This is a genomic window from Paraburkholderia sp. BR10141, from assembly GCF_056155635.1.
This window is the reverse complement of sequence record NZ_JBMIQH010000008.1, coordinates 155,315-177,995: the sequence shown is the minus strand read 5'-3', so window position 1 is coordinate 177,995 and position 22,681 is coordinate 155,315. Positions and strand designations below refer to the sequence as shown.

Genomic DNA, 22,681 nt, shown 5'->3' with positions numbered 1-22,681 from the left:
TGGATCGCTCCCCATCGCGCCTCGCGCATTCCACCGGGAATTCACGTGAAGCCGGGCAAGACCGTTACTGTCGCCGACGTCCCGCCGCGCTCGCGCATCGCGGCGCTGCCCGGCGATCTGGCGGCCGGCGCGGTATCGGCGCTCGTCATGCTGTGCTACGCGATGAGCCTCGGCACGCTGATCTTCAGCGCCGATCTCGCCCGCTACGCCATGCTCGGCGTGCCCACCGCGCTCGTCAGCTGTGTCGTCACCGCGCTCGTGATCGCCTTGACGAGTTCGATGCGCCTGAACATCGGCGGCCCCGACAGCAATGCGGCGGCGTTTCTTGCGGGCGTGGCGGCAGGCGTCGCGAGCAGCGTGCGGGCGGACGGCGGTTCGCCGCAAACGCTGCTGCTCACCGTGCTGATCGCCATCGCGCTTTGCTCGCTCGTGACCGGCGTCGTGCTCTACGCAATCGGGTCGTCGAAGCGCAGCCGCTCGCTGCAGTTCCTGCCTTACCCGGTCCTCGGCGGTTTCCTCGCCGGCACGGGCTATCTGCTGCTCGCCGGCGCGTTTCGCGTCATGACGGGCGAGTCGCTGCAATGGCGCACGCTCGCGTTGCTGACGCATCTCCACTGGCTCGCATGGTTGCCCGCGCTCGTCGTCGGCGTGCTGGCCACGATCCTGATGCGCAGCTGGAAGCACGTTGCCGCGCTGCCGCTCACGCTGGCCTTCGGCATCGTGCTCTTCTACGTTTTGCTGCGTGCCGCGGGCCTGTCGATCGACGACGCGCGCGCCATGGGCCTGCTGCTGCCGCGCGCGGCGCTGCGGCTCACCGGGCTACCGGAGCTGCACCTGCGCGCGCAGCTCGGGCAGGGCGGCATCGACTGGACGGCGATCACCGCACACCTTCCGGAGAGCCTCGTGGTCACCTCGGTTTCGGCCGTCACGATCCTGATGAATTCGACGGCGATCGGCGCGGCGACGGGCGAGGAAGTCGACCTCAATCGCGAGCTGCGGGCCGCGGGCCTCGCCAATCTCGCGAGCGGTCTGTTGGGCGGCATGGTCGGTTATCAGTCGTTCAATCGCTCGATGCTCAACGCGCGCGTGGGCGCGACGAGCCGGCTGGCGGGCGTGTTCGCCTCGCTCGCATGCCTCGTCGTGCTGGCCGCGTCGCCCGGTTTTGTCGCGCTCTTTCCCGTGCCGGTGCTCGTCGGCCTCCAGCTTTTCATGGGGCTGCGCCTCATCGTGCAGTGGGTGGTCGGCGCCTGGGCGAAGCTCGCCTGGTACGAGTATCTGCTCGTGCCCGTCATTCTCTGCACGATCGCGGGTTGGGGCGTGCTCATCGGCGTGGGCGCGGGCGTGATTGCCGCGTGCGTGATGTTCACGCTGCTCTACGGCCGCGTGAGCTGCATTCGCATGGCGTTCGACCTGCGCACCCGGACCTCGAATGTCGAGCGCAACATCGAGGAGACCGAAGCGTTGCGCGGGCTCGGCGCGCAGGTGTGCGGCATGTGCCTGCAAGGGTTTCTCTTTTTCGGCACGGCCAATTCGATCCTCCAGCGCATACGGGAGCGCCTCGCCGCGCGCACTCCGGTGCGGGTTCGATTCGTTGTACTTGATTTCGCGGCGACCCAGGGCATCGACGCGTCGGTGTCGATCAGCTTCGTCAAGCTGCGGCAGCTCTGCGCGGCGACGGACGCGGACCTGATCCTGACCGCGCTGCCGTCGCGCTCGCGCGATCTGCTGACGAAAACCGGCACGCTCAATCTGCGTATTCGCGAATTCGACACGCTCGATGCGGGCCTGGAATGGGTCGAAGACCAGCTGCTCGCGTCGAGTGCGCTCGCGCCGAAACCCGGTGACGACCTCAATTCACTGCTCGCGCCGCATTTCACGGCGAGCGCGCTGAACACGCTCTCCACGCGGCTCGAAGCGAAGGATCTGCAGGCGGGCCAGGCGCTGTTTCTTCGCGGGGACCCGGGCGACGCGCTGTACCTCATCGAGCGCGGGCGGCTCGCCGTTTCGCTGCCGCTCGGCAACGGGCGGTCGGTGCGGGTGCGCGCCTGCCTGCCGGGCACGGTCATCGGGGAAATGGCCGTATACACGCAGCAACCGCGCAGCGCGGACGTGTTCGCCGAGGCGCCGACGCGGGTGCGCAGGCTGTCGCTGGCGGCGCTCGTCGCGCTCGAGCGGGACGACCCCGTGGCCGCCCAGCAGTTTCATCGCTTTCTGGTGAAGGTCATTGCGTCGCGCCTTGCCTTGGCCACGGAGGCCCTGCGCGCGGCCTACTGAGCGGCGGAGGGTTCACGTCAGACTGAATTGTGCGGTGCGTCTTGCAGACCTCGCGCCGCAACGCGTTCCGTTACACCTTCATGCGGGGGATCGTCGAGCGAAATCCGCGACGTTTCCGGCAAGGACAACCCGCCAACCAGTGCCAGCAGTGAGACGGCGATGAGGTAGTAAGCGGGCGAGATGCTGTTACCCGTCGACTCGATCAGCCAGGTGGCGACAAGCGGCGCCGTGCCGCCAAAGATCGTGTAGGCAAGGTTGTAGGTGATCGCCGAAGCGGTGTAACGGGTGCGGGTCGGAAAGATTTCGGAGAGCAGTGCCGCCGTGACCACACCCGACAGGACCGCGCCGAGCGCAAGCATGCATGCGCCAGCAATCGCGGAACGAAAATCCCCTGAGCCTCCCAGCGAAAAAGAGGGGTACACCGCCGCGATCAGGATGGCGCATGCCGTGAAGACCGTTTTTCGTCTTCCCACGGCATCGGAGTAGAGGCCGGCGAGCGGGCAGATGGCCGCGGCGAAGACGAGTGCGAAGACCGTGACCAATAACGCGTTGGCCCGGCTCAGATGACCGACGACCTGCATATACGTCGCGAAATAGGTCGTGAACGTATAGAAGGAGAGCGCAGTCACGGACACGAAGGCACCCAGGCGCACGATCGCGCCTGCCTGGGTCTTTAGCGTTTCGCGCAGCGGGGCATGAGCGAGGTCGTGATCGTGTTCGACTGCAGCAAACGATGGCGTTTCACCAAGGCGCGTGCGCAGATACAGTCCGACCAGACCGATAGGCGCCGCGGCGATGAACGGGATTCTCCAGCCCCAATTGCTCATCGCCTCTGGCGACAGCACGGCGTCCAGTCCCGACGCCACGACTGCGGCGCTCGCGAACGACAGGAACGTGGAGACCGGAAGAAAGCTCCCGTATCGCGCGCGCTGGTGCTTAGGCGCATGTTCCATCAGATACGCGCAGGCGCCGGCGTATTCGCCGCCGGCGGAAAAACCTTGCACGCAGCGCACGATTGCGAGCAGCAAGGGGGCGAGCATGCCGACCGATGCGTAGGTCGGCAGGAAGCCGATGACCGTTGTTGCCCCTGCCATGATCAAGATGGTCAGGGCGAGCGTTTTCTTGCGGCCCACCCGGTCTCCCACCACGCCGAAGAAGACCCCGCCGAGCGGTCTGAATGCAAAGGCGACGGCGAACACCGCGAAGGTCTTCATCAACGCGATCGCCGGGTCGCCATTCGGAAAGAACTGGCGAGTCAGCAGGGTCGCCAGAAATCCATAAACGGCAAAGTCGAACCATTCGACGAAATTGCCAACCGCAGCGGCAACGATCACCTTGCGAAGCGTCTTTGGGTCCACTTTGGGCTGATACGCTTTCATGATCTGGCCGTCCCTTGTGCGTTGAATAAGACGTGCGTATCACCCCGAATGGTGAAGCCATGGGAGGCGAGCGGTTTTAACGCTGAAGTCGCACGGTAATGATTTGCACAGTTAATGCGACCAGAAATGTCGCTCCTAGAACGAAGCCGACAGGGTGACGCGCTGGAAGCGACATCGGACTGGTGCTGTCGCGGGAGGGCAAGACAACGTCGTTTTTCGAATGGTTTGGTTCTTCGGCGGCGGAAAAGTCAGATTTCATTCACCAACCGGTCTCGCCATTGTCGCCGCATCAGTTCGGCGTGAATCTCACTTATCGCGAACTGGACGGGTACTCCGCGCGCCTTGAAAGGCGATCCTGTCGCCGAAGCGCGCGACGGCCTGTTCCAGCAGGGCTGCCATCGAGGGGTAGTCGTCGAGGTCGACGTCGGCCGCAACGCGAGCAGGATATTGCGAAAGCCAGGGCAAGTTTGACATTGGGATATGGCTATTCGACGGGAGCCGGCTGAACGTTGATTTCCAGCGGTTCGCCAGGCATTTGCGACGCGGGCGCGGCGTCTTCTTCCGGCGTCGGCTGGGCGGTCTGAACGGCGGGCGGCGGGACGCCCTTGCCAACAACGGGCGCGTCTGAAACCGGCACGGGCGCTCGGGGCTCCGCGCTATGGGCCGCGGTCATGCCCGTGCCGACGTTCGAGCCCGTGCTGTTGGCGCCCTTGAGAAGACCGTGCGAATCGAACAGAAACACGGCCGCCGACGAGTGTGTGTCGGCGCCGGCGACCAGCGAGCCGATGAAGGGGATATAGCTTTCCGGGTGCGGACGCGACGTCACGTAGGTGTAGACGAGCAGCGTCGAGCCGTCGTCCAACGCGGTCTCGACCGACGCCGGGCCGAGCGCGACGATCACGTCCTGCAGCGTCGTCACACCGTGCCTGAAGTTCGCCATCTGTTCGGGCCTGACCTCGACGCCGGCCGTCACGCAGCCGGCGAGTAGTGCGCCGCACAGCAGCCCAGTGACCACTTCGCGCTTCATGTCGCCTCCCCCCTGAAAGGAATTCTAGGACGAAGAAGACTGGCCGGTTGACGTAAAGAGCGTCTGCGTTTCGCCGCCGTACGGCCGCCGGAGGCCGTCGACATGGACACGCCGGTTACCTGAGCGTCATTGCGTGGGGGGGAGGGCCGCACGGCACGCGTCGATCCTTGATTTCCGGCTCACGCTCAAAACGACTGATGTGGTTGAAGCATTGCGGTACTGCATTCACAATGACCGCCAGGCGCTTTCCCACCGCGTGAGACGAGGTCGACTCCATGATGAACGGGTTCCAGGAGAAGTTCGCGTACGTCAACGGCATCCGCATGCACTACGTCGAAAGAGGCACGGGCCCGCTCGTGCTGCTTTGCCACGGCTGGCCGGAGTCCTGGTACGTGTGGCGCTGGCAGATCGATGCGCTGGCGGCTGCGGGCTATCGCGCGGTTGCGCCGGACCAGCGCGGATATGGGCTCACCGACGCCCCGGAAGCGATCGAGGCTTACGACATTCTGAACCTGGTCGGCGACCTCGTTGGCCTCGTCAAGGCGCTCGGTGAAGAGCAGGCGATTCTGATCGGACATGACTGGGGCGCCGCTGTCGCTGCTTACGCAGCGTTGCTGCGCCCCGACCTGTTTCCCGTTCTCGGCCTGCTGAGCGTGCCTTACATGCCTCGACGTCCGGTGCGCCCATCGGTGCGCTTTGCGCAGATCACGCAGGAGTGTCACTTCTATCAGGACTATTTTCAGTTGCCGGGACGCATCGAGCGTGAACTGGAAGAAGATGTCCGTCGCTCGATGCTCGGCATTCTCTACTCGGCGTCGGGAGACCCGGTGGTGAAAGGACAGCCGGCCAACTTCGCGATCTTTCCCAAATCGACTCGACTCGTGGACAACCTCACGTTGCCCGACGAGCTTCCGCCATGGTTGACCGAAGCGGATCTGCAATATTTCGTCGCTCAGTTCGAGCGCAGCGGGTTTCGTGGGCCAATCAACTGGTATCGGAATATCGACCGGAACTGGGCGCTCACCAGCTTTCTCGACGGCGCCCGGATCATGCAACCGACGCTCTTTCTCGCGGGAGAGCTGGACGGCGTCGTGAAAATGGCCGCGAAGGACTACGACGCGCTGGAGAGCAACGTTCCCAACCTATGGAAGAAGCATCTCATCGCGAAGGCGGGTCACTGGGTGCAACAAGAGCGTCCGGACGAGGTGAACGAATTCATCCTGAACTTCCTCGCCGGATCGGTTCACGCGCTGGCCGGCGGCGCAGCCGAAAGCCAGCCGAAAGCACCGGCTGGCAAGTTCCGGTAAGGCGAGGCGGAGCCGCCTTGCGCGTCAGTGTGTGGCAACGCTGACGGCGACGATTTCGTATCCGGGGTCGGCGTGCTCGGACGCCGCCTTTTCGGCTTCCTCGTATGAGACGAAGGACTTGGCCCCGCCAATCTCCGGCGCCATGCCGATATCGCCGTCCTCTGCGCAGCAGAGGTACTGCTCGCCAGTCTTTACCACGTAGACAGTCGTCATGATTCCCTCCATGGTTCGCGGGGGAACTTCCAGTCTAGCAGGTCGAAACCGCGCCCGAAGCCGGCTCGATTGCCTTTACGCTATCGGCTGGAACCTTCGATTCTATTCGCTTCACGGTGGACGGCAACCCTTCCGTTGTTTCGAACCCAACATCGGCAGTCGTCGCCGGCAGATTTGTTCCGGATGTGCAACGATAGACGTGCAACTCGCAGCTGTCTGTTGAGCTGGACAATCCAACGGGGAGGGTAGATGAGAGAGAACGCCGAGACGCTATTCGTCGCTTCCGAAGACATTGCAACCGCGTTGAACCTGCTGGAGAGCATAGAGGTCGAGGTCGGCTTCGACAGCGACGATCCGGAGAGTATCGAGCAGGCGATTCTCGCCGTCGAGGAGGCGATCGATACTCGCCTGAAGGGCCATCGCGGCGACGCACGGGTCGAATCCGCGATCCTTCGCGTCAAGTTCGACTTCCGCTGCGCGATCATCGAACAGGCCGCGTCCGAAGATGCGGGTGCCGACACCATCGGCAGCGTCCAAACCCTGCATTGAAACTTTCGGGGAATCCGGCGCCAGCTTGATTCCAACGGATGAATGGCACCGCGCTCGGCGCGCCGCCATTCATCCGGCAACGAACTTTACACGTTGTTACCCGCGCGCAGCGGACGTCCGGGCGGGCTTTGCTTATACTGCCGCGCAATCGCCACTCCTCCTCATGCTTGTCGTGCCCGCAGCGGCGGCAATGCGAACCCACCGTGACGTCCATGCTCTCTACCAAGTCCGCCCTCACCGCCGCGCTTGTCGCTGCAGCCAGTCTTTCGTTGTCCGCATGCGTTGCTCCGGGCTACTCGCAGTACGGCGCGCAGCAAGGCTACCAGGGCCAATATGCAGCACCGGCGGCGTCTGCGTACGGCCAGCCCGCTTACGCACAACCGGGCACCGTGCAGCAACCCGCCTACGCACCGCCGCCTGCGCCGCAACAGCCGTATGACTCGCAAAGCAACGGTCAGTACGGTGCGCAGTACAACCCGCAATACGGCAACCAATACGGTACGCAGTACGGCACGATCTCGAGCATCCGGCCGTTGAGCAACGCCACGGGTGCTTCGGGCATCGCCGGAACCGTGGTCGGCGCGCTGGTTGGCGGCGTGCTCGGCAATCAGGTCGGCGGTGGCCACGGCCGCGACGCGGCGACCGTCATCGGCGCGCTCGGGGGAGCCTATGCAGGCAACCGGATCGGCCAGCAGATGGGCCAGCCCGCAGGATTCCAGATCGACGTGCAGTTGAGCGACGGCTCGACCCGCGCGTTCAACGTGCCGACACCCGGCGACCTGCGCCCAGGCGATCGCGTACAGGTCAACGGCAGCCAGCTCGCGCGCTACTGATTCCGGCGGCTGTTTCATCCGACGTCACGGAGGCGTTTGCCGCCACGCAAGATCGACGAAGCGACGCAGCAAAACGCGGCGCTCGTGGAGCAGGCGTCGGCGGCGGCGCAATCCATGCAGGATCAGGCGAGGCTGCTCGAAAGAACGGTGAGCGTGTTTCACGTCGCCGCCTGATCCGCTGCGTTCGTCCAACGGGCGAGCGCAGCGGGAGTGTGGAAAACCTGCGCCGTAACGCCCGTGCGCCGCACGGGCTAATACGCGCACTACTGCGCGATCTGCTGACGCTGATATTCGTTGTGCTTCATTTGCATGTAGTCGGCGCGGCTGACCTCGTGCAATTGGCGCGGATACTGCTCGGTGGCATCGAACCACTTGGTGAGGCGTTTGTCGAGGCGGCCATTGGGCGGGCTGGAAAGCGCATCGAGATACGCTTCGATGGCGAGGTAATAGCGCATGGTGTTGCGTTCGACCAGACCGCGTACGCCGGCGATGTATCGCGTTTCGTTCGTCGACGGATCGCGGGTCGTGGAAAAGCCGACTTTGTCGCTGCCTATCGTTGCCAGATAGGCTTTCATGGCAAGCCGGCCGGCCGTGCCGTAACCGTAGGCGTAAGTCAGATGAATAAAGGTCCGATCGTCGCCCACGGGTATGGCCTCCACCACGATCCGGTAGTCTTTCGTACTCAGCGGACCCGTGGCGGCGGAAAGCTCCACGCGAAAATAATCAGGGCTGCTCACTGCCTGGTTCCAGGCGAATTGCACGCGGTAGGATGAGGTAAGCGATTCCTCGGTTTTCTTGCCGATATTCACCGCGAGCACCGTACCGCTCGCGCCGGTCGAGGCATGGCAGTACTTGATGTTCAAGTGCAGGATCAGCACATCGCACCAGTTGGCCGGCCCTTGAGTCGGATGGTTGAGCGTGTCGCTGACCGTCGCGAAAGGGAAGTTGACCACACCGTAAATGTCCCCTTTGAGTGCCGAAGGCAACTCCTGCGATTCGAGGTATAGCGGGCGCTGGAACTGGTTTTGCGCGAGTTGCTGCGTGAGACTCTGGTACTTTTCGCGCAGGCTCGTCGCCCTGACGTCCGCTTGCGCGAAAGCGCCCTGGCCCAGCAAACAGAGCGCCGCGGTCATCGCGGCCATCCACCACAGGCGCGTGCACCGGACGCCCGATGTGAATCTGGCAAGCGTACTCATGGCCTTCCTCCCACGTTGACTCCGTGTGATCTGCATCGCTACGACTACCCATTTGGGTGGTGCGCGCCGCCCGTCGTTCTGTCATTGTGAACCCACGAATGGTGAACCCACACTGGCAGGAGACGTGAAATGGAAACGACATCTTCGGGCGCAAATCCTTTGATGGCTCTCTCGGACGGTCTGGCCGACATTGTCGCGCGAGTCGGGCAGAGCGTCGTGGCAATCCATGGCCGGCATCGCATGCCGTCGAGTGGCGTAATCTGGCGCCATGGCGTCGTCGTGACGGCTGCCCATACGATCCGGCGCGAGGAGGGGATCGAAATCACCTTGAGCGACGGTCGTACGGTTGCCGCGGTCCTCGCAGGCCAGGATCCGGGCACGGACCTCGCCGTGCTGAAGCTGGACGGCGTGGACCTGGGCCCGGTCGAGTCCGGCGATGCCGGCTCACTGAAGCCGGGTCATCTGGCGCTCGCCGTCGCGCGTGCCGACGAACTCGGCGTCAGCGCGGATTTTGGCGTGATCGGCAGCACGGGTGGTGCCTGGCGCACGTGGCGAGGCGGCCAGCTCGACGCATTCGTGCGGCTGGACGGCGGTCTGCGCCCGGGGTTCTCGGGCGCGGCGCTCGCCGATATGCGCGGTCAGGTCGTGGGCATCTGCACGTCGGGACTGATGCGCGGCGCCGGCATGGTGATTCCCGCGATGACGGTGGAGCGTGTCGCCGACGAACTGCTGGCCAAGGGACGCGTCTCGCGGGGCTACCTTGGCGTCGGCACACAGCAGGTCAGCCTGCCGAACGCATGGGCGGAGAAAATGAACCTGTCGTTCAATAGCGGATTGCTGATCAGCTCGCTTGCGCCGGGCGGTCCTGCGGAACAGGCAGGCGTGCTCATCGGCGATGTGCTGATCGAACTGGACGGCCAACCTTGCCGCGACATCGGTGACCTGCACGCCGCGCTGGGCTCGACGGGCATCGGGCAGCCGTTGCCAGTCACGTTGATCCGGGGCGGCGAGCGCCACGCGTGCACGGTCGCCGTGGGCGAACGGCCCCAACGGCATGCATGCAGGTGAGGTCCGGGACACGGCGATATGTGGGATGGAACGATGGAACCCATGGGGCCGGTGCGGGTGGCGGTAATCGCGGCATCGCCGGAGGTGCGTGGGAGCCTCGAGGCGATCGTCGAGGCGCAGCCGGCACTCGCGTTCCTCGGTAGCGCCGCCGACGCCGAAACGCTCGCCGCTTACCTCGCCGGTTCGGTGCCGGATGTCGTCGTAGCCGACATCGAGCCTCAGGCGAGCGACGCGCTCAAGACGCTGTTCGACCCAGGCCACGCACCAGCGGCGCTGGTCCTGTTGCTCGACGACCCGGATAGCGACGCGTTCCTCGACGAACTGCCCGCCTATGCGACGGCAATCCTGTCGCGCGACGTGACGCCCGCCGAGATCGTCGCGGCCATCGAAGCGGCGGCCGCCGGCCTGTGCGTGCTGTCGCCCGACATCCTCGCAAGGCTGCTCGCTGGACGAAAACCGTTGCGCCAGTCGGCATCCGGCGGACCGTTCGAAGCCTTGTCGCTACGGGAGATCGAAGTGCTGGCGATGCTCGCCGACGGACTCGGCAACAAGGAGATCGCCCGGCAACTCGACATCTCGGACAACACGGTGAAATCGCACCTCTCGTCCATCTTCGGCAAACTCGGCGCGACCAATCGCACCGAGGCGGTGATGCTCGGCATGCGGCACGGATACATCATGGTGTAAGCAGGCCACGACCGCCCCGCGATAAAAGCGGCACGGACAGCGCTCAAGAAACCGTCAAGCTTGCCGATAACACACGGATAGGGCGTTATTCGGCAGCGCTGCGCAGCCCCTGACTTACGGCGAGAAAGATTCCATGCAGATTCAACCCATTACCGCGACGACGACCACGACGACCGCCTACGGCGGCGGCACGCAGGCTTCGACGAGCGGCGCAGGCAACGGCGCTTCCTCGGGCGCGGCATCGTCGAACCCGAATGACAGCAGCACGACGAGTTCGTCGACGAGCACACCCAGCAGCGGCACCACGTCGACGTCGACTTCGACTTCGACGCAGAGCACTTCGGCGTCTTCGAAGTCGGGCGGCGGCGGTGGAGGCGCAGCGGCATCCTCCAGCAGTTCGTCTTCGAGCGAAGTCGACGAATTGAACGCGCTCATCGCGTCGCTTCAGGCGCAGCTCGCACAGGTGTCGTCGCAGACATCCAGCGCCGCGGCGCAAGGCTCGAACTCGGGCGAGATCAGCCAGATCAAGGCGCAGATCCAGAATGCGCAGAGCGCGTTGAGCTCGGCGTCGCAATCGGACGCGAGCCAGGTCAGCCAGATCGCGTCGCAACTGGCGAGCGTGCAGACTTCGCTGGCGCAGCTGATGGTCGCGAGCGGCAAGACCACGGGGCTGGTCTCGGCGACGGCTTAAGCGGGGCAGGCTGAGTCGATCAGCCTGCCGGTGGCCGAGCGCAACGGCGGCTGGGCTTGCTACTATCGTCGGCGCCAACAACGGAGCCGACTGTGACCAACCCCGCTCTCCACCTCTACGCCGACGCCCAGTACGCCAGTCCCTACGCGATGTCCGTCTTCGTCGCGCTGCACGAAAAGGCGCTCGCGTTCGAGCTTTCGACGGTCGATCTCGCGAAGAGCGAAAACCAGCAGCCGGAATTCGCGGCGAAGTCGCTCACGCGGCGCGTGCCGACCCTGATCCACGACGGCTTCGCGCTGTCGGAGTCCTCGGCGATCACGGAGTATCTCGAAGAAACCTTCCCCGGCGTGGCGTTTTATCCGGCGGACCGGCAACAGCGCGCCCGCGCGCGCCAGGTTCAGGCGTGGCTGCGCAGCGATCTCATGCCGATCCGCCAGGAGCGCTCGACCGAGGTTGTGTTTTACGGCCCGACCACGGCGCCCCTTTCCGGCGCGGCGCAACTCGCGGCGGAGAAGCTCTTCGCGATGGCCGACGCGCTGCTCGCTCAAGGCGAGAAGCATCTTTTCGGCGAGTGGTCGATCGCCGACGTGGACCTCGCGTTGATGCTGAACCGTCTGGTACTGAACGGCGATCCGGTGCCGCATCGGCTGGCGCAATACGCCCTGGCTCAGTGGCAGAGGCCCTCCGTGCAGCGCTGGCTCACGCTCGAGCGGCCGCCGCTCTAAGGCTGTGTCGTCACGCAGGGCTTGCGGATGCTGACCGGATGACGTTCACCCCAGCCTCAGAAAATCGAGCGCCCGGTGCGCGTCGTCAACCACTCCAGCGCCAGCGAGCCGACCAGCGAATTCCCCGTCGCGTCGAGGCCCGGCGACCACACGCACACCGCGAATTCGCCGGGCAGCACCGCGATGATCCCGCCGCCCACACCGCTCTTCGCGGGCAAACCGACGCGGTACACGAAGTCGCCGGCCGCGTCGTAGGTGCCGCAGGTCAGCATCAGCGCGGAAAGGCGCTTGGCCGAACTTGCGTCGAGCACGGGTTCGCCGCTCGCGGGCGAGACGCCGCCGTTGGCCAGAAAGAGTGCTGCGCGCGCCAGTTCCACGCAGCTCATCGAGATCGCGCACTGGCGGCAATACGCGTCGATCACGGTATCGGCGGGCATCTCCAGGTTGCCGAAGCTTGCGATGAAATGCGCCATCGCGCGATTGCGTTCGGCGTGCGCGAGTTCCGACTGCGCGACGCGCAGATCGTAGCCGATGCCGGGCTCGCCCGAAAGGCGCCGCATGAAATCGACGAGCGCGGTTTCCGCCTGCACGAAGCGGCGGCACAGCACGTCGGTCACGACGAGCGCGCCCGCGTTGATGAACGGGTTGCGCGGCTTGCCCGCCTCGAATTCGAGCTGCACGAGCGAGTTGAATGCCGTGCCCGAAGGCTCGCGGCCCACGCGCTGCCAGAGCACGTCGCCGAGCAGCTGGAACGCGAGCGTGCAGGCGAACAGCTTCGAAATGCTCTGGATGGAAAAGCGCACATCGGCGTCGCCGGTGCGGTACACCTGGCCGTCCACCGTGACGATAGCCATGCCGAAGTGATCGGCGCGCACCGTGGCGAGTTCGGGAATGTAGTCGGCAACGCGGCCCGTGCCGATATACGGCTGCAGGTCGTGATGGATGGCGTCGAGGATGGGCGTGTAGTCGAACGTGTGATTCATGGGAGGGAGCCAGGCAATCGCGGCAGAGCGCCCGCCGCGGTCCCGCGATTGTAGCGGCTCGCGCTTACCGCCACGGCTTCATTGCGCGCCCTGACTCGACCTCTCGGGTCAATGCGCCCCTGCTGCGCCGCCGCCTGCGCCGCCCTTCGTCGACTTCGTGATCCAGATGAGCGGAATGATCACGAGAAAGATGATCGCCGAGATATGGAAAATGTCGTTCAGGCCCATCATGGCGGCCTGCGTGGTGAGCTGGAAGTCGAACAGCGCGCGTGCGGAGGGCTCGCTCATATTCAGCACCTTCTGGGTCTGGTCCATCGCCTGCACGAAAGTCGGGTTATTGACCGAGGCTTGTTCCGTGAGTCGCGCGTGATGCAGGATCGTGCGGTTGTTCCAGGCGTTGGTCGCGATCGAGGTGCCCACTGCGCCGCAGAACACGCGCACGAAGTTCGAGAGGCCAGCCGCCGCCGGCACGCGGCTCGGGGGCTGCCCCGCGAGAATGATCGCCGTGAGCGGCACGAAGAAGAGCGCCATGGGGATGCCTTGCAGCAGCGTGGGCAGCACGAGATGGAAGGTGTCGATTTCGATCACGTACTGCGAACGCATGTAGAACACCCCCGCGAACATCACGAACGCGATCGTCGCGATGATGCGCGCGTCGGAGCGCGGCAACAGGCGCCCCACGACCGGAGACAGGATCACCGCGAACACGCCGAGCGGCGCGGTCACGAGGCCTGCGTCCACCGAGCGATAGTTGAGGTACTCCTGCATCCATTGCGGCAGTAGCACCAGATTGCCGAAGAACACCGCGTACGCCACTGAAATCGCAATCGTGCCGCCGAGGAAGTTACGTTGTCCGAACAAACGCAAATCGACGATCGGGTGCTCCTCGGTCAGCTCCCACACGAGGAAAAACGCAAAACTGATGAGCGCGAGGATGCCGAGCGTCACGATCACCGGCGAGTTGAACCAGTCGAGGTCCTTGCCCTTGTCGAGCATGATCTGCAGCGAAGCAACCCAGGTGATGAGCAGACCGAGGCCCACGACGTCGATAGGCGGCTTGCGCGTGGGTGACTCGCGGTTGCGATAGATCGTCCACGTGACGAAGCCCGCGAAGAGGCCCACTGGAATGTTGATGTAAAAGATCCACGACCAGTTGTAGCTATCGGTGATCCAGCCGCCGAGCGCCGGTCCCGCGATCGGGCCGACGGTCGTGGTCATCGCCCAGAAGGCGAGCGCGGTGGACGATTTGTCTTTCGGCCAGGATCCGAGCAGCACGGCCTGGGAAAGCGGAATGAGCGGGCCGGCCACGGCGCCTTGCAGCACGCGCGCGACGAGCAGAAACGGCAGGGTCGGCGCGATGCCGCACAGCCACGACGCCAGCACGAACGAGAGGATCGAGGTGACGAACAGGCGCACCTGGCCGAAACGCTGCGTGAGCCAGCCGGTCAGCGGAATGGAAACGGCGTTGGCCGCCGCGAACACGGTGATGACCCATGTGCCTTCGTCGACGGAAACGCCCATGTCGCCGGAGATGGTCGGAATGGCGACGTTGGCGATCGACGTGTCGAGCACGTTCATGAAGGTCGCGAGCGAGACCGCGATAGTGCCGAGGACCAGACTGCCTCCCTGGAGCGGCGGCGGCGGCGCGGGCGGCGCCGATGATGCGGCGGGCTGATTCAAGCGTGTTCTCCGCGTATTCGGTTTGCGGCACAGGATACCTGTAATCGCCTTTTGTCATCGCCAGCCGCGGAGCATCCCCATGCGGCGCAGGGTCATGGGGCTTGCGAATGGCTTTCGCGCGCGATCGGGTTGCCGTTGCGGCTTTATGTAACGCCGGGAAATGGAGTCTTTCGTACACGCGTAGCGCGGCGAGCGTATCCTTGCGCCTGCCGCGCGCCGCGCAAAATGCGTGCGCTGGACACACAATACGATCGTCAGTACAGGGGAGGTCCGACCATGAGCTGGGAAGCATTCGAAGGGGGCTGGCGTCTGGCGCCGGCCGATGGCGCCGCGCACGCGCTCGTCGTGCTGCTGCACGGGGTAGGCAGCAACGCACAGGACCTCACGCCGCTCGCCGACGTGTGGCGCGACGCGCTGCCGGGCGTCGCGTTCTCGTCGCTCGACGGCAGCGAGCCGTTCGACGGCGGCTTCGGCGGACGCCAGTGGTTCAGCCTGCGCGACATCAGCGAGACCAATCGCGAGGCGCGCGTCGTTGCCGCCTCGCAGGTGTTCGAGCGGCGGCTCGCCGCCGAACTCGCCCATTGGGGGCTCGGTCACGACGCGCTCGCGCTGGTGGGCTTCTCGCAAGGCTCGATCATGTCGCTGTACCACGTGGCCACACAGGCGGCGGGCGCGGCGGCCGTGGTCGCGTATGCGGGCCGGCTCGTTACGCCCGTGGTCGCGAAAAGTCGCACGGTGCTCACGCTCGTGCACGGCGAGGACGACGAAGTGATTCCGGCGAGCGAACTGGAGCGCGCCGCCGCCGCGTTCAGCGACGCGGGCTTCGCGGTCACCGCTTTCGCGCTGCCGGGCGTCGGCCACACGATTACGCCGCAGGGCGTCATGCTTGGGCGCGACGCCCTGGTGCGCGCGCTCGCGCGCGGCTAATCGCGAGACCGATCCGGTCGCTGGCGGGGACGAGGTCGGTCCCCGTTAATCAGCAGGTATCGGCCGGCATCGGCGGGCTAAATCGGTACAAATTGGCAGTGGCATAAGCCCGTAGTGTCGTATTTCGGCCATATTTTCCGCATAACCTAGGCAGTTGTTTTTGGACCGGCTAAAGTTCGCGCCGGTCGCGGCCGTTAATACGGGGAGTCGCCGCGACCTTATGGGCCGCGTAGGCCCGTTCCGCCCGGCGCGCGGCTGGTTCGCGCTGCCTGGACGAGGCCGCCATCGGGAATGCCATCCGGCGGCGCGTCGTCTGCCGGGTCGCCAAAAAGAACCGAACTTCAGACCAATATGGCCCGAGCCAAGCCGCAATCCATTTTTTCCAAAAGGCTGTTCCGCCAGGACGTGGCGCTCGATCTCGGTACGGCCAACACGCTCATCTACACCGCCGACAAGGGCATCGTGCTGAACCAGCCCTCCGTGGTCTGCTTCGAGCGGCGCGCGGGGGCGAGCGAGACGACGGTGGCCGCGGTGGGCCGCGAGGCGAAGGATCTGCTTGGCCGCGCCCCGGCCAATATGGAGACGGTGCGGCCGCTCTCGCACGGCGTGATCGCCAACTTCTCTGCTGCCGAACACATGATGCGCCGCTTCGTGGCGATGGCGCAGCCGCGCCGTCTGCTCGGCCGCCGTGCGGCATTCACGGTGTGCGTGCCGGCGGGCGCGACGCGCGTCGAGCGCCGCGCGATTCGCGAGGCGGCCTTCGCGGCAGGCGCGGCGAGCGTGAACCTGATCGGCGAGTCGCTGGCTTCGGCGCTCGGTGCGGGTTTGCCGGTGCACGCGGCGACGGGCTCGATGGTCGTCGATATCGGCGGCGGCACGACGGAAGTGGGCATCGTCGCGCTAGGCGGCGTGGCGTGCAGCGGTTCGGTGCGCGTGGGCGGCGACCAGTTCGACCGCGCCATCGTCGATCATGTGCGCACGCTTTATGGCGTCGTGCTGGGCGAACAGACCGCGGAACACGTGAAAAAGACGATTGGCTGCGCGCTCTACGGCGAGCCCATCGAGCGCATCCGCGCGACCGGACGCAGCATGGAAGACGGTCTGCCGCGCACGGTCGAGATCACGAGCCACGACGTGGTGGACGCGCTCGCCGCGCCGTTGCGCGTGGTGATCAACACGGTGCGGCAGGTGCTGGAGACCGCGCCCGCCGAACTCGTCACCGATATCGCCGATAGCGGCATCGTGCTCACGGGCGGCGGTTCGCTGCTCGGCAGGCTCGACCAGTGCCTAGCCTCCGAACTTGGCGTGACGGTGCGCGTGGCCGACGAGCCGCTCACCTGCGCGGTGCGCGGCGCGGGCGCGGCGGCCTCGCTCATGAGCGAGCACGCTTTCGAAATGGTCGAATAACGGCCCAAGCCGGCGCACGAGGCAAGGCCGCTTCGCGAGGGCGCCGGCTTGACCGCTGTTGGCGCCGCGGGCATGGGACAATACGCCACTTTGCCGGCGTGCGCCGCGATGGACTGCCCGTAGGCCGTTGTCCGTTGCAATGCGCCGCTGTCCCGTTGTCTCCACATCGTCCAGCCGTGAATCCAGCCGCCTTTCCGGCCCCCGGTACGTTCATCGAACTGCCCGGCGGCCTGCCCATGCCCTATGTCGAACGAGGCGCGGGCGAACTTCTTCTCTTCGTGCACGGCTCGCTTTGCGACTACCGCTACTGGCAGCCGCAGCTGGCCGGCCTCGCGCAGCAGTATCGCTGTGTCTCGGTGAGTCTCACGCACTACTGGCCCGCCGCGGAGGCGGCACGCGGCCTGCCGTTCAGCTGGCGGCAGCATGCGGATGAGCTTGCGGCGTTCGTCGATGCCCTGGGCGCCGGCCCGGCGCATGTGATCGGGCATTCGCGCGGCGGCCTCGTGTCGTTCCAGTTCGCGCGGCGCCATCCGCAGCACGTGCGCACGCTCACGCTCGCCGATCCTGGCGGGCCGGTCCAGCAGCCGGGCCAGACGCTCGCCACGCTGCCCGAGAACGTCAATGCGCTGCGCGCCCGCGCCGTGGCGCTGATCGAGTCGGGCCAGGTGGACGCGGGGCTGGAGTTGTTCGTCGATTCGGTGAGCCGGCCCGGCTTCTGGGTGAAGAGCACACATGGGTTTCGCCGCATGGCCACCGACAACGCACACACGCTTGGGCCGCAGTTTCAGGATCCGCTGCCTGCGTATTCGCGCGAGCAAGCCGCCGAGGTGCAATGCCCCGTGCTGTTGATCGACGGCGAGCTGAGCCCGGAAGTGTTTCATCGGGCCGTGGCCGCGCTCGACGCCTGGCTGCCCGATGCGCGCCGCGCGAGTGTGGCGGGCGCATCGCATGGGATGAATCTGGCGCGGCCCGCGGCGTTCAACGAGTTGATCGACCGCTTCGTGAGCGGCCACGGGCGCTGACGCGCGCTGATTCACGCGATGCGAAAAAGGGGCGGCCACGCGATGCGGCCGCCCCTTTTCGTTGCTGCGAGAAATACCGTAGTCCGAAGGACTCTCGCCTAGTCGCGGCCGTGCGCGTGGGCGTCGAGCTTGTGCTCGGCAGCCTCGCCGACGAGGCCCGCGTAGTAGAGGTGCACGCCGATCGCGAGCGAATCGTTGCGGATTTCGTGGAAGGCCTTCCATGCCTTCACCGGATCCTTGAACACGAGATAGTGCGCTTCCTGCGAAACGAGGCGGGCGACCTGGTGCAGGCCGTGGCCGTTGAGCGCGTCCACGAGGTGATCGAGGCTGCGGTGCGTGCGCGCGTCGGTGCGCGGATACAGCATGTGCAGCACGGCCACGCGTTCGCTGGCGAGCGCAGCCGACAGTGCGACCACGATGTCCTGGTGATTGAGTGCCGTGACAACGGCGCCCTCTGCTTGTTCGTCTTCTGCGAACAGGGTATCGACCGAGATGTTCATCTGTTGCTTCCTTACGTTTTGCTTTAAGCGCGCGTGGCGGTGAAAACGGCCGCCCGTGAGATCAGGCTGGATTACAAAATGCAAGTAATGGAAAACCCTTGCATGTCAAGCAGTATCGCAAAGATGGGGTGCGACATGTTGCGCTGCAAGAGCAAAATATTGTTGCAGGAATCGGCGTTAAGGAAGCCGCAAGCTTCGCAGTGTTGCGGCGTTGAAGAGGGATTGTTGCTGGCTGCACTATCAATCGATGCTGCACCGCGCCGTAGAATGCGGCAAGCGGTCGCAGCGATGCCGGCCATTCCGGCGGCTGCGTCCTGTTGCGCGAGGTTATGCGCGAAGTATTGCGATGTGACAGCAATTCAAGGACACACAATGATCGATTCGAAGACACACGCCACGCTCACGATTCCCGGCCACGCTGAAGGCGTGCAGTTGCCGGTCTACAAGGGCACCCAGGGCCCGGACGTGATCGACATCCGCAAGCTGTACGGCCAGACCGGCATGTTCACGTATGACCCGGGCTTCATGTCCACGGCGTCGTGCAACTCGGCGATCACCTATATCGACGGCGACAAGGGCGAGCTGCTCTACCGCGGCTACCCGATCGACAACCTCGCGCAAAACGCCGACTTCCTCGAAAGCTGCTACCTCCTGCTCAAGGGCGAGCTGCCCACGCAGCAGCAGAAGGACGAATTCGTGGCCTCGGTGACGAACCACACGATGGTTCACGAGCAGATGCACTTCTTTTTCCGGGGGTTCCGCCGTGACGCACATCCGATGGCGATTCTGGTGGCGGCGGTCGGCGCGCTGTCCGCGTTCTATCACGACTCGCTCGACATCAACAACGCGGAGCATCGTGAGGTGTCGGCGATCCGTATGATCGCGAAGCTGCCGACGCTCGTCGCCATGGCGTACAAGTACTCGATCGGCCAGCCGTTCGTGTATCCGCAGAACGACCTGTCGTACAGCGCGAACTTCATGCGCATGATGTTCTCCGCGCCGAGCGAGGAGTACAAGGTCAACGATGTGCTCGTGCGCGCGCTCGACCGCATTCTCATCCTTCACGCCGACCACGAGCAGAACGCTTCGACGTCTACCGTGCGTCTGGCCGGTTCGTCGGGTGCGAATCCGTTCGCGTGTATCGCCGCGGGCATCGCTTGCCTGTGGGGCCCGGCGCACGGTGGTGCGAACGAAGCCGCACTGAACATGCTCGAAGAAATCGGCTCGGTCGATAACATCCCGAAGTTCATCGAGCAGGTGAAGGACAAGAACTCGGGCGTGAAGCTGATGGGCTTCGGCCACCGCGTGTACAAGAACTACGACCCGCGTGCGAAGCTCATGCGCGAAACGTGCTACGAAGTGCTCAACGAACTGGGCCTGCACGACGATCCTTTGTTCAAGCTCGCCATGCAGCTCGAAAAGATCGCGCTGGAAGACGAATATTTCGTGTCGCGCAAGCTGTACCCGAACGTCGACTTCTACTCGGGCATCGTGCAGCGCGCGCTGGGCATCCCGACCTCGATGTTCACCTGCATCTTCGCGATGGCACGCACGGTGGGCTGGATCGCGCAGTGGAACGAAATGATCGCCGACCCCGAGCAGAAAATCGGCCGTCCGCGCCAACTCTTCATCGGCGAAACGCCGCGCGTCGCGAAGCCGATTTCGCAACGCTGATCCTCACGGCGCGCGCCGCTTCCGGCGCGAGCGCATGGCCTCCACGGGCGCCCGCACGTTACGTCGTGCCGGCGCCCGCAATTTTTTCCGCGCACGTTCCTTGCTCCGCACTGCGATTTGCCACTCATTTCGCGCGTATCTTTCGGCCGTTCTTTGCGCATTCGCCCAACACGTGCGCCGAAGCCACTACAATCAACCGCAAGCGAACCGTACCGTAACCCTTTGCATGGCACCCAGGAGGCACGCAATGCAGGATCCTGAAACACTCGGCGGCGTCACGCGCTCAAGCGGCGTGGATCATCCCGACCAGGACACGCGGGAAACCGACAGCGCGTTCATCGCGCCCGAAACGCCGGAGGTCGCAAGCGCCGACCAGCATGTGCTGAAGTCGGGCGGCACCTTCATCGTCAACGATCCGCTCGGCGACATCACCGGCATCGACGACGGCCTGTTCGTCAACGACACGCGCGTGCTCTCGTCGCTGCGCCTCACTTTCGGCGGACGCGTGCCCTCACTGCTCTCGGGCAGCGTGAGCAGCGACAACGCCGTGTTCACGGCCCACCTGACCAATCGTCCGCTGCCGCCGCTCGGCGGCAGTACCACGCCCGAAGGCGTGATTCACGTGCAGCGCGAGCGCGTGCTCTCCGGCACGATGATGACCGAGGCCATCGAGCTCACGAACTACGGCACGGAAGACGCCGTGGTGCCGCTTTCCATCTCGTTCGCGAGCGACTTCCGCGACATGTTCGAAGTACGCGGCCTGAAGCGCGAAAAACGCGGCACGCTCATGCCGCCGCGAGTCGAAGACGGCGAAGTCCGGCTCGAATACATCGGCCTCGACAAGGTTGCGCGGCGCGTGCGTATCGAGTTCTCGCCCACGCCGAACAAACTCCTCGCCGATCGCGCCGACTTCACGGTCGATCTGCCCGCGCAGGCCTGCGTCTCGATCTATCTCACGGTGGCGATCGAAGTCGAGGCCATGCCCGGCGCCGCGCCCGGCACACAGAGCGCGGGCATCTTCCAGCCGCCGCATTGCCTCGCGGACTCGCAGGAGCAGCGCGTGGGCCGCGCCGCTCAGCGCGCCGCGCTGGTGGATTCGCATATCGTGATGCGCGAACGCCGCCGAGCGGCGGCGCACTTGCGTTCGAGCAATCCGCTCTTCAATGCGTGGATCAACCGCTCGATCGCCGACCTCGGTCTGCTCACCACCGACCTGCCGACCGGCCCGTATCCGTATGCGGGCATTCCATGGTTTTCCACGCCGTTCGGCCGCGACGCGGTCATCACCTCGCTGCAGACGCTGTGGCTCACGCCCGCGCTCGCGCAGGGCGTGCTGCGTTTTCTCGCGGAACATCAGGCGCGCGAGGATTCGGCGTTCCGCGACGCGGCGGTCGGCAAGATCATGCACGAAATGCGCAAGAGCGAGATGGCCGCCACAGGCGAAGTGCCGTTTGCGCTCTACTACGGCGGGGTGGACACCACGCCGCTCTTCGTCGTGCTGGCGGGCGCTTATGTCGAACGCACGGGCGACGTTTCGCTGATCGACGAGTTATGGCCGGCGCTGGAGCGTGCGGCGGCCTGGGTCGCAGGTGTATGCGACCGCAATAAACTCGGTCTGCTCGACTACCGGCGCGAATCGGAGGGCGGGCTCGCGAACCAGGGCTGGAAGGACAGCCACGACTCTGTATTCCACGCGGACGGCCGTTTCCCCGATGGCCCGATTGCGCTCGTCGAAGTGCAGGCATATGCGAGCGCTGCGTTCGAAACGATGTCGCGCTTCGCCACGCATCGCGGCCAGATCGAAGACGCAGCGCGCTACGCCGCGCGCGCCGCCAAAATCCGCCTCTGCGTAGAGGAGAAGTTCTGGATGCCGGAGTCGGAGTTCTACGGCATTGCGCTCGATGGCCACGGCGATCTGTGCCGCGTGCTCGCGTCGAACGCCGGACATCTGCTCGCCTTCGGGCTGCCCGAGGAGGAGCGCGGCCGCGCCGTGGCGGAAGTGCTCGAATCGGCGCTGTTTCACACGGGCTGGGGCGTGCGTACGCTCGCGGCGGGCCAGGCGCGTTTCAATCCCATGGCGTACCACAATGGCTCGGTCTGGCCGCACGACAACGCGCTGTGCGCACGCGGTCTCGCGCGCTATGGCCGCAAGGCGGCAGCAGTGCGCCTCTTGCAGGCGCTGTTCGAGGCTGCGGTGACGTTCGACATGCGTCTGCCCGAACTGTTCTGCGGGTTCCCGCGCCGGCGCGGCGAGCCGCCCACCGCGTATCCGGTGGCCTGCCTGCCGCAAGCCTGGGCCGCGGGCTCGCCGTTCATGATGCTCGAAGCGTGTCTTGGCGTGACGATCGACGCGGCGCGCAACGAGGTGCGTGTCGAGCAGCCCATGCTGCCCGAAGGCATCGACTGGCTGGAAGTGGACGATCTGCGTGTGGGCAAGAATACGGTGACGCTCATGTTCCGCCGTGTGGACGGCAAGGTGGTGGCATCGGCCGATCGCAGCGACGTGAAAGTCGTGGCGTTGCTGTGAATCTTGGCGCGG

22 protein-coding genes are annotated in these 22,681 nt (G+C 65.2%); 14 read left to right on the top strand and 8 right to left on the bottom strand.

From position 1 onward, the window contains the following. Window positions 1-45: 45 nt before the first annotated feature. Window positions 46-2,274 (top strand): SulP family inorganic anion transporter, encoded by a 2,229-nt coding sequence (locus tag ACOJB8_RS14030; RefSeq protein ID WP_475012965.1) that lies wholly within the window; start codon window positions 46-48, stop codon window positions 2,272-2,274. A 17-nt stretch (window positions 2,275-2,291) separates the two neighbouring features. Here ACOJB8_RS14030 and ACOJB8_RS14025 read toward each other — a convergent pair whose 3' ends face one another. Both ACOJB8_RS14025 and ACOJB8_RS14020 read right to left on the bottom strand, forming a co-directional pair. Next, the gene (locus ACOJB8_RS14025; protein WP_475012963.1) at window positions 2,292-3,653 is read right to left on the bottom strand and encodes an MFS transporter; all 1,362 of its coding nucleotides are present in this window, start codon (window positions 3,651-3,653) and stop codon (window positions 2,292-2,294) included. 484 nt (window positions 3,654-4,137) lie between these two features. After that, window positions 4,138-4,680, bottom strand: coding sequence for a hypothetical protein (locus tag ACOJB8_RS14020; RefSeq protein WP_069262016.1), 543 nt, complete (start codon window positions 4,678-4,680; stop codon window positions 4,138-4,140). 275 nt (window positions 4,681-4,955) lie between these two features. Between ACOJB8_RS14020 and ACOJB8_RS14015 the strand changes: the two genes are divergently transcribed. After that, window positions 4,956-5,987, top strand: coding sequence for an alpha/beta fold hydrolase (locus ACOJB8_RS14015; protein WP_368617843.1), 1,032 nt, complete (start codon window positions 4,956-4,958; stop codon window positions 5,985-5,987). 24 nt (window positions 5,988-6,011) lie between these two features. On the opposite strand, the gene ACOJB8_RS14010 is transcribed toward ACOJB8_RS14015, so the two are convergent. Continuing rightward, window positions 6,012-6,200, bottom strand: a complete 189-nt coding sequence (locus ACOJB8_RS14010; protein ID WP_028203473.1) for a hypothetical protein — start codon at window positions 6,198-6,200, stop codon at window positions 6,012-6,014. 249 nt (window positions 6,201-6,449) lie between these two features. Here ACOJB8_RS14010 and ACOJB8_RS14005 point away from each other — a divergent pair, with 249 nt between their 5' ends. The 3 genes from ACOJB8_RS14005 to ACOJB8_RS13995 all read left to right on the top strand — a co-directional run bounded on the left by ACOJB8_RS14005 (window position 6,450) and on the right by ACOJB8_RS13995 (window position 7,756). Continuing rightward, window positions 6,450-6,749 carry a hypothetical protein gene (locus ACOJB8_RS14005; RefSeq protein ID WP_069262014.1) on the top strand — a complete coding sequence of 100 codons (300 nt, stop codon included), beginning with the start codon at window positions 6,450-6,452 and terminating at the stop codon, window positions 6,747-6,749. A gap of 203 nt (window positions 6,750-6,952) precedes the next feature. After that, complete coding sequence (locus ACOJB8_RS14000; RefSeq protein ID WP_141710563.1) at window positions 6,953-7,582, top strand: outer membrane lipoprotein; 630 nt, start codon at window positions 6,953-6,955, stop codon at window positions 7,580-7,582. A gap of 36 nt (window positions 7,583-7,618) precedes the next feature. Next, window positions 7,619-7,756, top strand: coding sequence for a hypothetical protein (locus tag ACOJB8_RS13995; RefSeq protein WP_368618001.1), 138 nt, complete (start codon window positions 7,619-7,621; stop codon window positions 7,754-7,756). A gap of 89 nt (window positions 7,757-7,845) precedes the next feature. On the opposite strand, the gene ACOJB8_RS13990 is transcribed toward ACOJB8_RS13995, so the two are convergent. After that, on the bottom strand, window positions 7,846-8,778 hold the full coding sequence (locus tag ACOJB8_RS13990) for a hypothetical protein (RefSeq protein WP_368617844.1): 933 nt from the start codon (window positions 8,776-8,778) through the stop codon (window positions 7,846-7,848). A gap of 162 nt (window positions 8,779-8,940) precedes the next feature. On the opposite strand from ACOJB8_RS13990, the gene ACOJB8_RS13985 reads away from it, so the two are divergent. Beyond that, on the top strand, window positions 8,941-9,846 hold the full coding sequence (locus ACOJB8_RS13985) for a S1C family serine protease (RefSeq protein WP_342946622.1): 906 nt from the start codon (window positions 8,941-8,943) through the stop codon (window positions 9,844-9,846). A 42-nt stretch (window positions 9,847-9,888) separates the two neighbouring features. After that, the gene (locus tag ACOJB8_RS13980; RefSeq protein ID WP_368684245.1) at window positions 9,889-10,533 is read left to right on the top strand and encodes a response regulator transcription factor; all 645 of its coding nucleotides are present in this window, start codon (window positions 9,889-9,891) and stop codon (window positions 10,531-10,533) included. A gap of 177 nt (window positions 10,534-10,710) precedes the next feature. Here ACOJB8_RS13980 and ACOJB8_RS13975 read toward each other — a convergent pair whose 3' ends face one another. After that, complete coding sequence (locus ACOJB8_RS13975; RefSeq protein ID WP_475012960.1) at window positions 10,711-10,968, bottom strand: hypothetical protein; 258 nt, start codon at window positions 10,966-10,968, stop codon at window positions 10,711-10,713. Here ACOJB8_RS13975 and ACOJB8_RS13970 point away from each other — a divergent pair. After that, window positions 10,955-11,224 (top strand): hypothetical protein, encoded by a 270-nt coding sequence (locus tag ACOJB8_RS13970; protein WP_475012958.1) that lies wholly within the window; start codon window positions 10,955-10,957, stop codon window positions 11,222-11,224. The genes ACOJB8_RS13975 and ACOJB8_RS13970 overlap by 14 nt on opposite strands. Before the next feature lie 92 nt (window positions 11,225-11,316). Then, window positions 11,317-11,949: a glutathione transferase gene (yfcF, locus tag ACOJB8_RS13965; RefSeq protein WP_475012956.1), complete on the top strand. Its 633-nt coding sequence runs from the start codon at window positions 11,317-11,319 to the stop codon at window positions 11,947-11,949. A gap of 56 nt (window positions 11,950-12,005) precedes the next feature. On the opposite strand, the gene ACOJB8_RS13960 is transcribed toward yfcF, so the two are convergent. Next, window positions 12,006-12,932: a glutaminase gene (locus tag ACOJB8_RS13960; RefSeq protein ID WP_475012954.1), complete on the bottom strand. Its 927-nt coding sequence runs from the start codon at window positions 12,930-12,932 to the stop codon at window positions 12,006-12,008. Between the two features lie 108 nt (window positions 12,933-13,040). Continuing rightward, window positions 13,041-14,612, bottom strand: a complete 1,572-nt coding sequence (locus ACOJB8_RS13955) for a DHA2 family efflux MFS transporter permease subunit (protein ID WP_368729722.1) — start codon at window positions 14,610-14,612, stop codon at window positions 13,041-13,043. 276 nt (window positions 14,613-14,888) lie between these two features. Here ACOJB8_RS13955 and ACOJB8_RS13950 point away from each other — a divergent pair, with 276 nt between their 5' ends. From ACOJB8_RS13950 to ACOJB8_RS13940, 3 genes are all read left to right on the top strand, one after another. Next, the gene (locus ACOJB8_RS13950; protein WP_069262006.1) at window positions 14,889-15,539 is read left to right on the top strand and encodes an alpha/beta hydrolase; all 651 of its coding nucleotides are present in this window, start codon (window positions 14,889-14,891) and stop codon (window positions 15,537-15,539) included. 351 nt (window positions 15,540-15,890) lie between these two features. Further along, the gene (gene mreB / locus ACOJB8_RS13945) at window positions 15,891-16,946 is read left to right on the top strand and encodes a rod shape-determining protein MreB (protein WP_475012951.1); all 1,056 of its coding nucleotides are present in this window, start codon (window positions 15,891-15,893) and stop codon (window positions 16,944-16,946) included. A gap of 236 nt (window positions 16,947-17,182) precedes the next feature. After that, the gene (locus tag ACOJB8_RS13940) at window positions 17,183-17,968 is read left to right on the top strand and encodes an alpha/beta fold hydrolase (RefSeq protein WP_475013059.1); all 786 of its coding nucleotides are present in this window, start codon (window positions 17,183-17,185) and stop codon (window positions 17,966-17,968) included. Window positions 17,969-18,066: 98 nt separating this feature from the next. Here ACOJB8_RS13940 and ACOJB8_RS13935 read toward each other — a convergent pair whose 3' ends face one another. After that, window positions 18,067-18,468, bottom strand: a complete 402-nt coding sequence (locus ACOJB8_RS13935) for a hypothetical protein (RefSeq protein WP_028203504.1) — start codon at window positions 18,466-18,468, stop codon at window positions 18,067-18,069. 372 nt (window positions 18,469-18,840) lie between these two features. Here ACOJB8_RS13935 and gltA point away from each other — a divergent pair, with 372 nt between their 5' ends. Next, a complete protein-coding gene (gene gltA / locus ACOJB8_RS13930) occupies window positions 18,841-20,142 on the top strand; it encodes a citrate synthase (protein ID WP_069262004.1) in 1,302 nt (433 codons plus the stop codon). A 247-nt stretch (window positions 20,143-20,389) separates the two neighbouring features. Then, the gene (locus tag ACOJB8_RS13925; protein WP_475012949.1) at window positions 20,390-22,669 is read left to right on the top strand and encodes an amylo-alpha-1,6-glucosidase; all 2,280 of its coding nucleotides are present in this window, start codon (window positions 20,390-20,392) and stop codon (window positions 22,667-22,669) included. The last annotated feature ends 12 nt before the right edge of the window (window positions 22,670-22,681 follow it).

Excerpts from the sequence above, each read along its gene's own strand:
- ACOJB8_RS14025 (WP_475012963.1), bottom strand. The coding sequence starts at position 3,653 with ATGAAAGCGTATCAGCCCAAAGTGGACCCAAAGACGCTTCGCAAGGTG.
- ACOJB8_RS14020 (WP_069262016.1), bottom strand. The coding sequence starts at position 4,680 with ATGAAGCGCGAAGTGGTCACTGGGCTGCTGTGCGGCGCACTACTCGCC.
- ACOJB8_RS14015 (WP_368617843.1), top strand. The coding sequence starts at position 4,956 with ATGATGAACGGGTTCCAGGAGAAGTTCGCGTACGTCAACGGCATCCGC.
- ACOJB8_RS14010 (WP_028203473.1), bottom strand. The coding sequence starts at position 6,200 with ATGACGACTGTCTACGTGGTAAAGACTGGCGAGCAGTACCTCTGCTGC.
- ACOJB8_RS14005 (WP_069262014.1), top strand. The coding sequence starts at position 6,450 with ATGAGAGAGAACGCCGAGACGCTATTCGTCGCTTCCGAAGACATTGCA.
- ACOJB8_RS13990 (WP_368617844.1), bottom strand. The coding sequence starts at position 8,778 with ATGAGTACGCTTGCCAGATTCACATCGGGCGTCCGGTGCACGCGCCTG.
- ACOJB8_RS13985 (WP_342946622.1), top strand. The coding sequence starts at position 8,941 with ATGGCTCTCTCGGACGGTCTGGCCGACATTGTCGCGCGAGTCGGGCAG.
- ACOJB8_RS13980 (WP_368684245.1), top strand. The coding sequence starts at position 9,889 with ATGGGGCCGGTGCGGGTGGCGGTAATCGCGGCATCGCCGGAGGTGCGT.
- ACOJB8_RS13975 (WP_475012960.1), bottom strand. The coding sequence starts at position 10,968 with ATGAGCGCGTTCAATTCGTCGACTTCGCTCGAAGACGAACTGCTGGAG.
- ACOJB8_RS13960 (WP_475012954.1), bottom strand. The coding sequence starts at position 12,932 with ATGAATCACACGTTCGACTACACGCCCATCCTCGACGCCATCCATCAC.
- ACOJB8_RS13950 (WP_069262006.1), top strand. The coding sequence starts at position 14,889 with ATGAGCTGGGAAGCATTCGAAGGGGGCTGGCGTCTGGCGCCGGCCGAT.
- mreB (WP_475012951.1), top strand. The coding sequence starts at position 15,891 with ATGGCCCGAGCCAAGCCGCAATCCATTTTTTCCAAAAGGCTGTTCCGC.
- ACOJB8_RS13940 (WP_475013059.1), top strand. The coding sequence starts at position 17,183 with ATGCCCTATGTCGAACGAGGCGCGGGCGAACTTCTTCTCTTCGTGCAC.
- ACOJB8_RS13935 (WP_028203504.1), bottom strand. The coding sequence starts at position 18,468 with ATGAACATCTCGGTCGATACCCTGTTCGCAGAAGACGAACAAGCAGAG.
- gltA (WP_069262004.1), top strand. The coding sequence starts at position 18,841 with ATGATCGATTCGAAGACACACGCCACGCTCACGATTCCCGGCCACGCT.
- ACOJB8_RS13925 (WP_475012949.1), top strand. The coding sequence starts at position 20,390 with ATGCAGGATCCTGAAACACTCGGCGGCGTCACGCGCTCAAGCGGCGTG.